The organism is Bacillota bacterium (assembly GCA_012837285.1).
Lineage (GTDB): Bacteria > Bacillota > DTU030 > DUMP01 > DUMP01 > DUNI01.
On the sequence record DURJ01000151.1, the window covers coordinates 16,408 to 30,347 of the forward strand.

19 protein-coding genes are annotated in these 13,940 nt (G+C 53.3%); 4 read left to right on the forward strand and 15 right to left on the reverse strand.

Going from position 1 to position 13,940, the window contains the following annotated elements:
* Positions 1 to 12 precede the first annotated feature (12 nt).
* From GX016_08845 to GX016_08880, 8 genes are all read right to left on the reverse strand, one after another.
* Positions 13 to 519, reverse strand: coding sequence for a hypothetical protein (locus tag GX016_08845; GenBank protein HHT71657.1), 507 nt, complete (start codon positions 517 to 519; stop codon positions 13 to 15).
* A 27-nt stretch (positions 520 to 546) separates the two neighbouring features.
* Positions 547 to 1,440, reverse strand: coding sequence for a 16S rRNA (cytosine(1402)-N(4))-methyltransferase RsmH (gene rsmH / locus GX016_08850; protein HHT71658.1), 894 nt, complete (start codon positions 1,438 to 1,440; stop codon positions 547 to 549).
* 10 nt (positions 1,441 to 1,450) lie between these two features.
* Entirely contained in the window at positions 1,451 to 1,882 is a 432-nt protein-coding gene (mraZ, locus tag GX016_08855; GenBank protein HHT71659.1) for a division/cell wall cluster transcriptional repressor MraZ, read from the reverse strand.
* Between the two features lie 185 nt (positions 1,883 to 2,067).
* Positions 2,068 to 2,463, reverse strand: a complete 396-nt coding sequence (locus GX016_08860) for a hut operon positive regulator HutP (GenBank protein HHT71660.1) — start codon at positions 2,461 to 2,463, stop codon at positions 2,068 to 2,070.
* Positions 2,464 to 2,520: 57 nt separating this feature from the next.
* The gene (locus GX016_08865; protein HHT71661.1) at positions 2,521 to 2,880 is read right to left on the reverse strand and encodes a P-II family nitrogen regulator; all 360 of its coding nucleotides are present in this window, start codon (positions 2,878 to 2,880) and stop codon (positions 2,521 to 2,523) included.
* Positions 2,881 to 2,893: 13 nt separating this feature from the next.
* On the reverse strand, positions 2,894 to 3,526 hold the full coding sequence (locus GX016_08870; protein HHT71662.1) for a DUF1538 domain-containing protein: 633 nt from the start codon (positions 3,524 to 3,526) through the stop codon (positions 2,894 to 2,896).
* Positions 3,527 to 3,624: 98 nt separating this feature from the next.
* Positions 3,625 to 5,202: a hypothetical protein gene (locus tag GX016_08875; GenBank protein ID HHT71663.1), complete on the reverse strand. Its 1,578-nt coding sequence runs from the start codon at positions 5,200 to 5,202 to the stop codon at positions 3,625 to 3,627.
* Between the two features lie 109 nt (positions 5,203 to 5,311).
* A complete protein-coding gene (locus GX016_08880) occupies positions 5,312 to 5,548 on the reverse strand; it encodes an alpha/beta-type small acid-soluble spore protein (protein ID HHT71664.1) in 237 nt (78 codons plus the stop codon).
* Between the two features lie 115 nt (positions 5,549 to 5,663).
* Here GX016_08880 and GX016_08885 point away from each other — a divergent pair, with 115 nt between their 5' ends.
* Together GX016_08885 and GX016_08890 are read left to right on the forward strand one after the other, a co-directional pair.
* Positions 5,664 to 6,185 carry a transcription repressor NadR gene (locus GX016_08885; protein HHT71665.1) on the forward strand — a complete coding sequence of 174 codons (522 nt, stop codon included), beginning with the start codon at positions 5,664 to 5,666 and terminating at the stop codon, positions 6,183 to 6,185.
* A 71-nt stretch (positions 6,186 to 6,256) separates the two neighbouring features.
* The gene (locus GX016_08890) at positions 6,257 to 6,757 is read left to right on the forward strand and encodes an ECF transporter S component (protein ID HHT71666.1); all 501 of its coding nucleotides are present in this window, start codon (positions 6,257 to 6,259) and stop codon (positions 6,755 to 6,757) included.
* Positions 6,758 to 6,832: 75 nt separating this feature from the next.
* On the opposite strand, the gene GX016_08895 is transcribed toward GX016_08890, so the two are convergent.
* Complete coding sequence (locus tag GX016_08895) at positions 6,833 to 7,003, reverse strand: 4Fe-4S binding protein (GenBank protein HHT71667.1); 171 nt, start codon at positions 7,001 to 7,003, stop codon at positions 6,833 to 6,835.
* 110 nt (positions 7,004 to 7,113) lie between these two features.
* Positions 7,114 to 8,073: a cation transporter gene (locus GX016_08900; protein HHT71668.1), complete on the reverse strand. Its 960-nt coding sequence runs from the start codon at positions 8,071 to 8,073 to the stop codon at positions 7,114 to 7,116.
* A gap of 266 nt (positions 8,074 to 8,339) precedes the next feature.
* Here GX016_08900 and GX016_08905 point away from each other — a divergent pair, with 266 nt between their 5' ends.
* Positions 8,340 to 10,070, forward strand: a complete 1,731-nt coding sequence (locus GX016_08905) for a phosphoenolpyruvate synthase (protein HHT71669.1) — start codon at positions 8,340 to 8,342, stop codon at positions 10,068 to 10,070.
* Positions 10,071 to 10,109: 39 nt separating this feature from the next.
* Positions 10,110 to 10,622: an ECF transporter S component gene (locus GX016_08910; GenBank protein ID HHT71670.1), complete on the forward strand. Its 513-nt coding sequence runs from the start codon at positions 10,110 to 10,112 to the stop codon at positions 10,620 to 10,622.
* Here the strand turns inward: GX016_08910 and GX016_08915 are convergent.
* From GX016_08915 to GX016_08935, 5 genes are all read right to left on the reverse strand, one after another.
* Positions 10,593 to 11,555: a serine hydrolase gene (locus GX016_08915; protein HHT71671.1), complete on the reverse strand. Its 963-nt coding sequence runs from the start codon at positions 11,553 to 11,555 to the stop codon at positions 10,593 to 10,595. The two genes, GX016_08910 and GX016_08915, sit on opposite strands and share 30 nt — an antisense overlap.
* A gap of 81 nt (positions 11,556 to 11,636) precedes the next feature.
* Positions 11,637 to 12,719, reverse strand: coding sequence for a butyrate kinase (buk, locus tag GX016_08920; GenBank protein HHT71672.1), 1,083 nt, complete (start codon positions 12,717 to 12,719; stop codon positions 11,637 to 11,639).
* Positions 12,720 to 12,870: 151 nt separating this feature from the next.
* Positions 12,871 to 13,062, reverse strand: coding sequence for a zinc ribbon domain-containing protein (locus GX016_08925; protein HHT71673.1), 192 nt, complete (start codon positions 13,060 to 13,062; stop codon positions 12,871 to 12,873).
* A 79-nt stretch (positions 13,063 to 13,141) separates the two neighbouring features.
* Positions 13,142 to 13,681 carry an alpha-ribazole transporter gene (locus GX016_08930; GenBank protein ID HHT71674.1) on the reverse strand — a complete coding sequence of 180 codons (540 nt, stop codon included), beginning with the start codon at positions 13,679 to 13,681 and terminating at the stop codon, positions 13,142 to 13,144.
* A 140-nt stretch (positions 13,682 to 13,821) separates the two neighbouring features.
* On the reverse strand, positions 13,822 to 13,940 hold a 119-nt coding region (locus GX016_08935; GenBank protein HHT71675.1), incomplete at its 5' end, for an indolepyruvate oxidoreductase subunit beta.

Below are 13,940 nucleotides of genomic sequence, written 5' to 3' on the forward strand. Positions count from 1 at the left end.
ATACACCAACCTTTAGTGGTTTTCCCCAACTCCGTGGGCAAAAGCCCTCTTTAACCCGCGCGTCCAGTTAAGGAAAGCCAACAGGCGATTTTGAGGTCCGCCACCTTCCAGAGGCGGCGATGCCGGTTCTGCCGCCGCCACCGCTGTGTCCACCACAGGTTCCAGCGGCGCTCTTACCGTACGGACAGTTTCCGGTTTTTGCATTCCCAACCGGGTTTTAGCCTCTTCTTCCACCCGGCGTAGGGATCTTAGCTCTGATGCCTGTTGTTCCAGCTGTTCGTTCTGGATTTGGATTTGAGCCAACTGTTTTTCCGCCCGGTTTAAGCGCAAATTCAGTTGAGCCACATAGGCATACTGAGCCACATAAAGCAGAACCAACCCAACAGCCACAGCCACAAATAGGCCGTAGGCCGTCAAAGATTCAACCCGTCTTGTTACTCGCCGTCGCCGACGGCGAGCTGTTTTGGGCTCTGTAACCGGTTCTGGAAGGTGCAGCGCCGCTCCTGTCCTCCCTACCACTTTATGCGTCCCTCCTTCGCCTAAGAACTACGGTCTCCGCCTGATTGCTCGCAGCTTGGCGCTGCGGGCTCGCGGATTCTCCTTTGCTTCTTCGGGGCTCGGTACCACCGGTCTCTTGGTCAAGACCGTAAACCCGCCCTCCTGGGCCCAAGACCGAAAGGTGTGCTTGACAATCCTATCTTCCAAGGAATGAAACGAAATAACACAAAGTCGACCGCTGGGGGCTAAAATACGTCCGGCCGCTTCCAGGCCTTTTCGGAGGGCTGCCAGTTCGTCGTTGACAGCAATGCGCAGCGCCTGAAAAGTCCGCCGGGCCGGATGGGGCCCACGTCTCCTGGCTGCCGCCGGTATAGCGGCTTTGATCACATCCACCATCTGGGCGGTGGTAGTAATAGGTTGCTGCTGTCGCCTCTGTCCAATAAATTTGGCAATACGGACGGCCCAGCGTTCCTCGCCGTACTGGCTGATGATTTGCGCTAACTCTCTTTCCGGTAGAGTGTTAATGAGCGTTGCTGCGGTAACCGCTTGCTTAGGGTCCATGCGCATGTCCAAGGGCGCATCTTCCTGGTAAGAAAAGCCCCGTTCTTTTTCATCTAGCTGTGGCGATGACACCCCCAAGTCGAACAAGACTCCCAACGGTGCACCCAAGCCCGAGGTCTGCCATATCTCGTCCAGGCACCGAAAATTGCCTTTGGTTAGCTGCACCCGCTTTCCGTAGGGCTGGAGCCGCTTAGCCGCAGCGGCGAGCGCCGCTTCGTCTTGATCGATTCCCAGCAGGCGACCTGTCGGTGAACTCCGATCTAACATAGCAGCGGCATGTCCCGCTCCGCCCACAGTGCAGTCAATATACACTCCTTCCGGCTGACAAGCCAGATAAGACAACACCTCTTGGAGCAGTACCGGTTCATGAAGGAAAGTCATGGATTACCCCCTAGATACCAAAGTCCACCATTTTTTCGGCTAGTTCAGCAAAGTTAGCGCGGACTTGTCCACTGTAATCTTCCCAGGTAGCCTGATTCCAAATCTCAACTCGGTTTGATACCCCCAGTATTACTGTCTCCCGTTCGATGCCGGCATAAGCTCGCAAATAGGGTGGCACTAATACGCGCCCCTGTTTATCCAGTTCGCATTCGGTGGCCCCGGCAAAGAAAAAACGGACAAAAGCACGGGCCTCGCCTTTACTTAAGGGTAGATCTTTTAGCTTCTGCTCTAGGTTGGACCATTCATTGGGGGGGTATACAAACAGGCATTGATCCAAGCCCCGGGTGATGATAAACCGTTCGCCCAGGTCATCACGGAGCTTCACCGGAATAAACAGGCGCCCTTTGCTGTCCAGCGCATGCTGGTATTCCCCCATGAACACATCCTCACCCCACTTGTTGGATTAACTCCCCACTTTCCACCACTTTCCACCACATACATTCGCTCTCCTAGGTGTCATTTCCTGCTAAAAATAAAAAAATAAAAGGCCTTTTGCTCTAGGCCTTTAGTCGGGGACTTATCTTCCACCGCTGGTCCCGGGAGCGTTATGCCTTTACTACTATTTTGTCAGTCCCTATTGTTTGGAACCAACGAGGCCACCGCTCTATGTCCTAAGCCGAACGCCACTTCATTTAAGTGCAGCAACCCGATGCTACAGAAAATCACCACCACAATATGTTCGTCGTAACGGGCGATGCCAATTTTTCCGCCCAGGTTAAGCCCTAGGGCTTTGGGCATGATCTGAGACAGCGCCTCTCGAGCCGCCCCAGCCACGCCGCCTTCAGCTCCCTCCTCTTCGGCGATAAGTCCTTCACGTTTGGCGGCCACTACCGCCCGTTCAATCACTTTTTTCACCGACGAAATGAAATCGCCGCCGTAATCCACTGCTGCGGCCTTAATACCAACCGAACGATAGGCGTCTTTGAGCCGCTGCTCATTCTCCCGGTTTCTGGATAGAGCCATTTCAATCGCCGCTCTGGCCGCCTCGCTAGATCGTGTTCCTTCCACGTCTTCTCCCCCTCAAGGTGAAGCTCTTAACTCTTTTACATCTTTCGCTTTTTCTCCTAAACCCTGGTGGTGCTCAACTCCGATTAGGTTCGATACCGGCACCGTAAACATAATCCCCACTCCCGGCTGTTCAATTCCTCCGACCCGAGCAATGACATTGTAGATAGGGCTGTATCGGTCCCGCTCAGTAATAATGATAATAACTTCTTTAGAGGACTCAATCTGGATATTAAGAAACTTGCGGCTTTCGTGTTCGCCGGTCCCGCGTCCATACAAAATGGTAGCCCCACGAGCACCGGCTTTCTTAGCCTGAGTCACAATGGTGTCTGCCTTTCCTCTTTCAACAATGGCTACAATGGCCAAGTACTCCATATTCGCCCCCCTCTCACAGTCTGCTGATAATTCCCAGGGACAAAACCGATATCACTGCGCCCAACGAGGTCAGACCAATAATACCGAAGCCGTTCAGCAGCGGGTCTGTCAATCCCAATATCTTAGCCAGGCCCAGAGCTAAGGCCATATTCAACGGAATGTTCACCGGGCCAGTGGTGGCACTGGCCGAATCCATGGCTATGGCTACAAACTCTTCCGGTGCAAACTGGGCCAGGGCCAGGGCCAAGATCAAAATCGGCGTGACCACTTTCGAGGTGGGGATATTATTGACAATCTTAAAAATGCCCAGGGCCATGCCGGCGCCGAACCCTACCGCTACAGCGTGGATAAGGGTCTTGTTCGGGATGGCCCCCACCGAGATTTCCTCCACTTCCAGCGCCAACACCCGTAGCGCCGGTTCCACCAAAGTAGCAAAATAGCCCAGCACAAAAGCAAAGCCGACAATAATATATTTGTTATCCAGGAGGACCAAATCGCGCCCAATGGAATCCCCCAACGGCAACAGGCTCAGGGAGATACCTTTGAGAAAAAAATGCAGACCCAAAACACTCAGAACAAGACCGCCTAGGATCTGTTTGGAGCCAGCGCTGGTTTTTCTTAATACCAATAGCTGAAAAGCTAACATGAAAGCGACGATGGGAAGAACGCTCTTGGTGGTTTCCCACAGCGGCTTCAAGGCTTCAAACAACCTCACTTACATCCTCCTCGCACCGGTTTCTACTGCTAAAACAGCGGCTGTATCACCACTGTCAACGGATAAGGGTAGTTTTGATTATCAGCACTGATATAGGCCAGATCGCCCCCGGCCGAGATCTTGGCCCCGCTCTTCCAACCCGATCCGGACGTAAGCTCCGTTACCTGCTTATTCGGGTCGTACAGATACAACTGAGTATCAAGATAATCACCGTTATTTACCACAATACGGGGCAAGACCAAGCTTCGCTGCCACCAGATGGGCGGCTCATCTACGGCATCGTGGGCCAAGGTTAGCTTTTGAGTCTGGCTCTGTAGGACTGCTGACACCCCGCCGCCCGCTTCGTAAGCAAAAAGGAGAACAAAGCTGCCGTCAGGGGTGTAGTCCCCAATGGTCAGCCAATCACCGCTCACTGGGCCTAGATCCTGTAGCCGGTTGTTTAAATCGCTCGACCACAAACGGTGCCAGCTTATTTCCGGAAATTCTTCCGGCCCTTGAACCACAGAAGCGGTCAAGAATGCCAGTTGGCTGCTATCGGCAGACCACACTGGGGCCCCGGTCTTTTCCCGTGGCCGCGGCGTAATTTGCGTCAACAGCTCACCTTGGTTTGTGGTTACGATAATTCTAGTACTGGGCGGCAAAGGGCCGTCTTCGCCCAACTGAAAATCGTAGCCCGCGCTCAGAGCTTCAGCGCTCAAGAAAGCCAGTTTCTCCCCATCCGGAGACCACACCGGATAAAAGGGATACTCCCCAGCCAAGCCTACTGCTGTTTCGGTGCCGTTTTTAAGATCTAGAATAATTAATTGCCGCTGGGTGGTATCAGGGTTCGGGTAGACAACTCTGTCGCCGGTTGGAGACGGCACAACGAAAAAGAGACCGTCCCAAGTAGGTAAGTCCGACTTTACCTGTTTGTAACGTCCGCCGGCAGTGTCCACTGCCCACAAATCCCGGCCCCTATGTACTAGCAGCAGACCACTCTCGCGGTTAAATAAGCGGCTGCGAATAAACATCCCTTCGCCGGGAAGCCAAGCTAGGACTTTGTCTGTTCCGTCCAGGCCTACTTGCCGAACCAGGACGCCATTTTGACCCAGAAATCGGTCCTCACTTTGGATGCCATCGACAGCATAGAGCAGAGCATCGCCGGCCACATTCCAGCCAAAAAAGGCTAGGGATGTAAGCCGCTGTCCGCTGCGGTCGACAAGCTGCACCAGGCGACGACAGGACTTAGTCTGCTGATCCCAAAGCCAGAGGCCATACCCATTCTTTTCGCCAAAGGCGGCCAAATACCTCCCATCGGGAGACCAAGCCAGTTCCGGCAGCAGTCCGTAAAACGGACCGAAGCTAGTTTGATCCGGTTCCAGTACCATTTCTATGTCTAAAGGCAGTCCCGGGCCTGGCTGCTCTTCTCCTGCCGGCCCGCTCGGATTTCCTTCAGCAGTGCCGAGCCAGGCAGTGGCCCCTTCCGTACCCGGAACATCCGCTGGTAAAGAGGCACCGTTGTGGTCATTGTTGCTCGGCCGAGCAGTGGGACGACATCCCGCCACCATAAGCGTCATCACTAACAATAGAGCCGATATTACCACTGTTGCCGCTTTTCGTCTGGTCACACTCCCCTCTCCCCTCAAGCAACCCTATGGGCGATTATAAGGTAAAGACATTACAGAAAGGTTACTATTGAGCTAAAAGAGGCGAAAACCCCGGGTAAGCTGCCCGGGGCTATTCTTTAATCTTGCCACCACGGCGCTGCATTTCTTTTTCGGCAAACCGAAGCATTTTCTTTACCATCTGGCCGCCGATTTTTCCCACTTGCCGCGTGGTCATGTTCTCCCAGCCTTCTTCTGCAATGTTATCGTCGAGATCAAGATCCTCCGCTACTTCGTACTTTAGAGCGTCCAACTCCTCGGAAGCCCGGCGTACAAGTGGCCGCCGCCGACCTTTTTTATCTGCTGCCACTGCATCTCCCTCCTGGCCCTAGGTTTCCCCGTCCAGGAGAAAAATTGTCGGGAAAAAGCCACCAGAGCAGGATTCACCAGGAAGAGCAGGGAATACTTAACTCGGAGGGATCGCCATGAGCCATAACCGCCGTGCAGCCATACTACAACTTCTTAGCCATCGACACCAGCCAGTAACGGGAGCCGATCTGGCCCAGCGGTTCGGGGTCAGCCGCCAGGTGATTGTACAAGATATTGCTTTGCTCCGGGCTCAAGGAGCCGCTATTGTGGCCACTCCCCGTGGCTATTTGTATGGGGATATAAGTACCACGGCCGTGTTTACCCGCCGCTTGGCCTGCCGCCATACTCCGAGTCAAACTCGGTCAGAGCTAATTGCTATGGTGGAAGCCGGCTGCCGAGTAGTGGATGTTATTGTGGAACATCCTCTCTACGGTGAAATCCGCGGCCTGCTGCTACTTAACACTTTAGCCGATGTGGAAGATTTTATCAACCGCTACCAAAGCCAGGAAGCACAACTGCTCTCCAGTCTAACCGAGGGTGTTCACCTACATACTTTAGAGGCCAGCAATGGCAGCGCCATTGAAGAAGCCGAAGACCGTCTGCACCACCTGGGGATACTGCTACCCACCGGTAACTGACTTTACACTTGACAAGACATCTGGCAAGCTCTACAATAGCGGCAACAACAACTGCTTGAAAGGTGATGGTCATGCGCAGTCGTGATCTGGTGTATGGTGCCTTGCTTACCGCTTTGTCACTCCTTATCCCCATAGCTTTTGGTAACTACCTTCGGGTATACCTGCCGCCTTTTTCAGCTACCTTAGCCTCTCATGTCCCAGTAATGCTGGCCATGCTGGTCAGTCCGGCAGTAGCGGCTCTGGTAGGAATCGGTTCCACCGTCGGCTTTTTACTGGTGCTGGGCCCAGTGGTGGCAGCTCGGGCCTTTGTCCACGTAGCAGTGGGCGTAGTGGGAGCTTTGATCCTGGCCCGAAACCGCAGCTTTGCCACCGCTCTACTCGCCACGGCACCTATTCACGCTCTGGGTGAAGTACTGGTAGTGCTGCCGTTCGGTTTTAGCTCGTACGAAGCCTGGATTTTAGTGGGTGTAGGGACCCTGTTACACCACACTGCCGACGCGGTAATCTCCCTGGCCATTGCGGCCAGCTTGAAAGTCGCCGGGGTTTTGAACACCCACCCCAGACAAGCCTGATCTAGTTAGGGAAACACAAGAGCGTCGGGTTCTGACCCGGCGCTCTTGTGCTAGACGGCTGGCTTTTCTTGGGGCCTATTCTTCCGGATTCGGTGCGCCCACCGGGCAAACGTCAGCGCAGGAACCACAATCAATGCATTTGTCGGGATCGATAACGTAAATATCCCCTTCGCTGATCGCTTCCACTGGGCACTCCGGCTGACAGGCACCACAAGCAATACACTCATCACTGATCTTGTAAGCCACTAGAGTCACCTCCATCAACTTTTGGAAAACCAGTATATAGATTCTAAACCGAAGCCAAAAATCCTCTTTGTTTGGCAAAAATATTTCAATCCTCCCTGACGGTAAGCCAGTCAGTCCGCCAGGGTAACCAGAGAGTCAGCTTCGCTGTCACTTGGATCCACATGGACCACCACGGGACCGCTAAGGCTGTTCCGGATCATGTTTTCCACCTTAGTGGCTATCTCATGAGCGGCCATAAAGCTGGTATCACCGGGAACCACAATATGCAGGGAAATTGCTTTGATGGTACCGTAATCATGCACCGCTACGTCGTGAACATCCATCACTCCAGGCACCTTCTTGGCCATGCCAATGATTTCCCGCAGGAGAGTCCGATCCGGGGCCTCACCCACCAAGCTGCTCCCGGCTGTACTCCCTAGCTGCCAAGCAGTATAAATAATAAGTGCCGACACTGCCAGGCCTAAGATAGAATCTACTGCCGGGTAGCCATAACGGGCGGCTATAATTGCCACTGCCACCAGCACCGAAGCAATGGCGTCACTACGGTGATGCCAAGCGTCGGCTCTCAGAGCCGGCGAATTAATTCGTTGGCCCAAGTCCAAGGAGATACCGGCCATAAGCTCCTTAGCCAGACCTGATATCACCAGGATCATCGCTGCCGGCACAGTTCCAGTGACAGCATTACCGTGCAACAAGCGATCTAGCGAAGTGCGACCGAATTCAAGTCCGACTAAAGCTAGAAGCAAAGCGATGATCAGCGTCGAGACCAGCTCTACCCGACCGTGCCCAAAGGGATGCTCCTTGTCAGGGCGGCGCCTAGAGGCATGAAAGCCCACCAGCACCACCACTGAGGTAATCACATCGGAAAAGGTGTGGGCCGCGTCAGCCAGCAAAGAAACGCTGTTCAATGCTACCCCTATTATAACCTTTAAGACCGAAAGAATAATATTCCCGACAATGCTGATCCAGGCTTCTAAGAAACCGTAACGGGCTCGTACCTGTGGATCTTCAAGATTTTCGTGCTTGGGGATAAAAACAGCCAGTAGCCAATCAGTAATTCGTTTGACCATGAGGGTTCTCCTTCCTTTGCTCTTGCCTCCCCAAAGCAAAAAAATACCTGTGGAGGCTTTTCAGTCCCACAAGCATGACACTTGCTGCACCCAAGGTGCCCGGCTAACACCAACTGATGTCGTCGGCCGCCTGTTCTGATGCCAGTATAACATGGCCATTTACTATATGCAATAATAACCTGATTGTTGTTAACTGTGTAACGGGGTTACTCCAACTGTCCTGGTGTGCTATAATAGACGCAAAGATTGAGCGGGGAGAGCTTTGTATGCCAATAGCCAGCAAGATTACCCGTTACCTCGCCTTCGATCCTCAATTGAGCCCTCTTTATCACGACCTTACCATCGGCAAAGGAAAACTCGGTGGCAAAGCACGTGGACTCTTGTTTGCCGAACAGGCCCTGCACCGAAGCAACGATCCTCTGTTTAACCGAGTAGCTGTGCCCAAAACCTTCTTTGTTGCTACCGGTGTATTCGAGGATTTTGTCAGCCAAAACCAGCTACGGGGAATAGTGGACAGCGGTCGGGACTATGAGCAGATAGAAGCCGCCTTTACTAAGGGCGTATTTACCCCGACCATACGTGAACAGTTGGCTCAACTGCTGGATGAGTTTTCTTCGCCGCTTACGGTCCGTTCCTCGTCGGTGTTGGAAGATAACCTGCGTTATTCCTTTGCCGGTAAATATCTCACCATCTTTGTCACTAATAACGGCACCAGGGAAGAAAGGCTAGCCGAATTGGAACAGGCGGTCAAACTGGTTTTTGCCAGTATTTACTCTCCTAATGCCGTGGAATACCGCCGCAAGCATGGTTTGCACGGGGACAAGATGGCAGTGATGATCCAGCAGCTTACTGGCAAAGAGCGCGGCTCCCTTTTTTATCCAGAGATTTCAGGTGTGGGTTTCTCCAAGAACTACCGGCGCTGGAGTAAAGAAGTGCGAAAAGAAGATGGCGTGATCAGGCTGGTCTTCGGGCTGGGAACCCGCTGTGTGGGCCGAGAATATGCCCGTACTTTTTCCTTGACCGACTTGAATTTGCGCCCCGAAGGTCACGCACCCTGGGCTATAGCCAAATATTCCCAAGAAAGATTCGACGTCCTGGATCTTGCCGGTGGCCGCGCAGAGGTTTTTAATATTAATCAAAAACTCTCTATTTTAAAATACCATCCCTGTTTTAGCCAGTACGCTCAAGTGTATCGTGTTGATGACGCACACATCGAAGACATAAAAGAAGACGAACCGCCCCAGCTCAATCCCGGTGACAAGATAGTGTTTACCTTCCAGAATTTCCCTCGCTTACACCCCGATTTCTTCCGCTTGATCAACACCTTGATGGCTACGCTGGAAGAAGAGCTGGGCCTACCGGTAGATATAGAGTTTACCTACGAACCGGAAGAAAAGTTGTTCACTTTGGTGCAGATGCGTCCGCTCCCCAGCTATGAAGAATACCGGGCGGTTCAAATACCGGCCAGCTTGCGGCCGGAGGCGATCCTCCTTAGAGGTAACCGCATGTTGGCCACCGGCATTTTATTGGGAGTAACACGCCTGGTATATGTAGATCCGTACCTGTATCAACAAACTGCAGATAAGCGCTCCGTGGCCCGGGAAGTAGAACGTATAAACCGTAGAATGGACGGTGAACGCTACATCTTAGTTGGGCCCGGACGCTGGGGATCCACCAAAGCAGAACTTGGGGTCCCGGTTGGCTACAGTCAAATCTCCAACGCGGGACTTATTGTGGAACTGGGCATTCAAGAAGCCAATTTTGTCCCGGAGTTACCCTACGGAACTCGTTTCTTCCACGATTTAGAAGTGGACGGTATTTTATACTTGTCTGTATTCGACACTACCCAAAGTAACGTCTTTAACTCCTATTGGCTCCGCTCCCGCTCAGCCCTGGCCGAACCCACCGGCCACCCAGCAGTGAGCATATACTCCGGTCTGTTTAATGCCTATTTGGACGGCGAGCGGCGCATAGGTTGTGTTACCGCTCACAACTGATTACATACATATAGATAAAACAGACATAGGAGGTCTATTGTGAACACCAAGTCAGGAATAGGCGATTTCGCTTTTACGGCTCTATTCGTAGCCTTAGTCACCCTTACCACCGCTGCATTTCGAGTGCCTGTGCCGGCCACCAGTGGCTTTATCAACTTGGGCGACACTTTCATTTTCACCGCGGCCCTATTATGGGGTCCCCGTACCGGCTTCTGGGCCGGCAGCATCGGGTCGGCCCTGGCTGACATTTTAAGCGGTTATCCCCATTGGGCCCCGTTTACGTTTGTAATCAAAGGTGCCGAAGGTGCCATCGCCGGCTTGATTGCCCACAGTGCCTTTACCCGGGGCAGAAACACCGTATTGACAGCGGTTGGGCTGGGAGCCGGCGGCCTGATCATGGTGCTAGGCTATTTTGTCGTGGAAATCTTTCTCTACGGTCTACCGGCAGCCATGGTGGAATTGCCCGGCAATTCGCTGCAGGCGGTAGGCAGCATCGTCATCGCCTTGCCCCTGTCCTTGGCCTTAAAGCGTATCGGCCTTCAGCGCCAGTGACTGATTTTGCTTTCCAATCCGGTGGTTATATACCAACCGGGAGATCTTAGCAATAGCTTCAAAGCCCGGATCCTCGCTGGCACCTACGTCTTTGGTCATTACCGCCAAGGCATAAGGGCGTTCCGGTAAGAACACCACCCCCACGTCGGTGGCCACTGCCGGCAGAGCCCCCACCTTATGACCTACCTGGACTTCAGCCGGAAGGAAGGCCGGCAGACCGTCTTTATAAATGGAATGTACCAGATCGTCCATGAGGATCCAGCCCGCATCAGGGTTGCTGTGGGCAAAATCCAAAGCTGCCCGGGTGTACGTAACCAAGTCTTCGGCGGTAGAATAGTTTTTTCCCCCAGGAAAGACTGTTTTGCCGCCGAGATTTTTCATGAACGCTTCTATGTTGTCTTGTCCAAGTCGATTAGTGAGCATTCTCCAGGCCACATTGTCACTTTCTCGAATCAGTTTGCGCGCCAATTCACCCAAGGTAAATAGCTGGCCCGGATATGCGTTCCAGCGAATGGTCCCGGCGCCCCCGGACCAATGGACATCAGGATCATAGGCCATCTGTTCATCCAGGCTAATCTTGTTGGCCGCCACCTGCTCGTATAAATAAAGTGCCACCGGTACCTTAATGGAGCTCGCCGCCGGCAGGGGCTCTTTTTCATTAATACCGAAATGTCCGCCAGTGGTAAGATCGAAGAAATAGAGGCCAACCTCTCCCGGCTGGGAGTCGACAAATTCCTTCAGTTCGCGCTCTAATTCGGTAAAGTTTTCTCGTGCCAAGCGAAAAGAAGTAGGCGGAAATACGTTCGGTTTGTAGTACGGTTGCTTGGCACCAGGGGCTTTTACTATTGATACCATCAAGATTGCCAGCAACCCCGCCACTAGAACCCAAAACGCTCCGCCCAGTTTTCTTAAGAAATTCTGTTTGTTGTTCATAAGTCACCACCTTCTTTAACAGGGTTTCCGCTCAGGTGGTGAACTATACGCTCTTCAGATCGGGCAGCGTTAAAGCTGCTCTTACTTATACTCTTTGGCCTCTTCTTCTTGGCGCAGCACCCTGAGCGCTCCTTGGGCCAAAGCCGGTAGCTCCTCTTCGCCTGGCACGATCACCACTGGGGCCAAAAATTCTACCCGCCTGGAGATATCGCCGGTAACGCGCTTCGAGTGAGCCACGCCTCCTGTTAGGATTATGCGGTCTAGTCTTCCTTCGGCCACTGTGGCCATAGCGCCGATGCCTTTGGCTACTTGATAGGCCAGGGCTTGAAGAACCAGGTCAGCTTTAGCGTCCCCCTCATGGGCCCGACGCTCCGCTTCCCGGAGATCTTTGGTACCTAAGTAGGCATAAAGCCCCGATTCTCTGATAAGCAGAGCCTGCAGCCGGTCCAAGCTCCACCCGGCTTGGAATTTCTCCCAGACAAAAGGCACTAGCTGGGTCACCGGTAACTCGCCGCCGCGCTCAATGGAAAACGGCCCTTCATCGTTGGGATTAGTGGTATCTACCATCCGGCCCCCGATATGCACGCTGATAGAGAAACCGCTGCCTAAGTGAGCCACCACCAGTCTTAAATCCCGATAGGGTCGGCCCAGATCCCGGGCGACTTTGTGGGCCACCGCTTTCATGTTCAGCGCGTGAGATCGGCTCTGGCGCTCGATCGCCGAATAACCCGAAATCCGAGCTACATCTTCATACTCGTCCACCACCACCGGATCCACGATAAAGGCCGGAATACCAAGATCCTGACCCAGGTGGTAAGCTATCACCGCTCCCAAATTAGAAGCATGATCCGCCGCCGGCCGGTGCAGCAGGTCATCTACCATCTGCTCATTCACCCGAAACGTACCGCCCGGCAACGGCTTCAGCAGCCCGCCCCGGCCCACCACTGCCGCTAACGACTCCAGACCGATCCCAGCCTCGGCCAAAGCAGCTCTGATCAGATTCAGCCGGTACTCATACTGCTCCGTCGCTTTCCCAAATCCTTTTAGGTCTTCGGCCTTATGTTCCACCTTTTTCTCCAGCCTCAGCTTGTCCCCATCGAACACAGCTATTTTAGTCGTGGTTGAGCCAGGGTTAATAGTTAAAACGCGAAAATCTTGTGGCAACACTGCCCACTCCTTCCTGTGCGGTTACATTATCCCTCCTACCGTTCTGCTAAATTCTAAATTCGCCACTTTCAGCCAAATTCCTGCCCAAAAAACAACGCCTGCCCAAAGGCAGGCAGCCGCTGGAACCCACGGTTCCTTAAAAGGGGCTTCAGCCGGAAGAACAATTGCCGCCGGTAGCAGTACTTCCTTTGCTGCTGCCACCGATCCAACCGAGCCCGAAGAGTTCCCGCAGATTATCACTCTTACAGCGGGGACAGCGCACCTGGTTCTTTTGGTTATAGGGTACCAGCACTGTAAAGCGTTCCTGGCACTGGCGACAGATAAACTCGTAACTGGGCATGATAAATCACCTCCGAGTTACTTCAAGTATACTATCGCCAGTATTCGCTGTCAACTAAAGTGGCCGTCCCCAAATCGAACTAGTACCGACGGCGCACATACACCACTTTGCTGCGGGTGATAAGTAGAAACAAGGCCATGGCTGCTACCACATTGACGGCGGCAGTGGCAATCAGGCGAGCCAGCGAACCTGTAACCAACGGCAGCCCACCCAAGGGCCACGCCAAGCCAGCCGCTACCACCCCGGCCAGAAACATGGTGCTGATGAGGGCCAGTAGAGGGCCGCCGCGCTCATAGGCCAGCCGCAGACAAGTAGCCCACAAAGCCGCTTGAACAGCACTGTACACATGTACTAACGGACCCAAGGGAAAACCGGCCACTAAGGCTGAAAGCAGCGTCCCCAGTCCACCCACCAGTGCACCTTCCACCCAACCAAAAGCCAAGGCAACAAAATAGGCTGGAGCAGCAGCTAAGGTCAATACGCCAAAAGGACTGCCCGCTTTTACCATAGCTCCCAGTGCAGAAAGGACAATAAAGACTATGACTCGGGCTGCTTGCTGCAGATTGCGAGTATCGGCCAGATTCTTGGGCAACCGTCCTCGCACCCGTGGAAGCTCCACCTTACCCACCTCCTTGAAATGCCTTCTTTAGAATTCCTATTCCTGCTCTAAGAAAGCTATACCAGGAGGCATCTGGGAATATTAACCAGGGAAGGTAAAAACACCTGGGATATCCCAGGTGTTTTTGGCCCGAGTACTAATCAGTATTGTCCGCCGGCAGCAAAGGCCTTTAGATTAGCGTCAACAGTCTTGGGCGGTACGCTCTCACGAATCACTTTCTCCCAAGTCTCGGTTGGGATATCCATATGCTTGGCTAAAG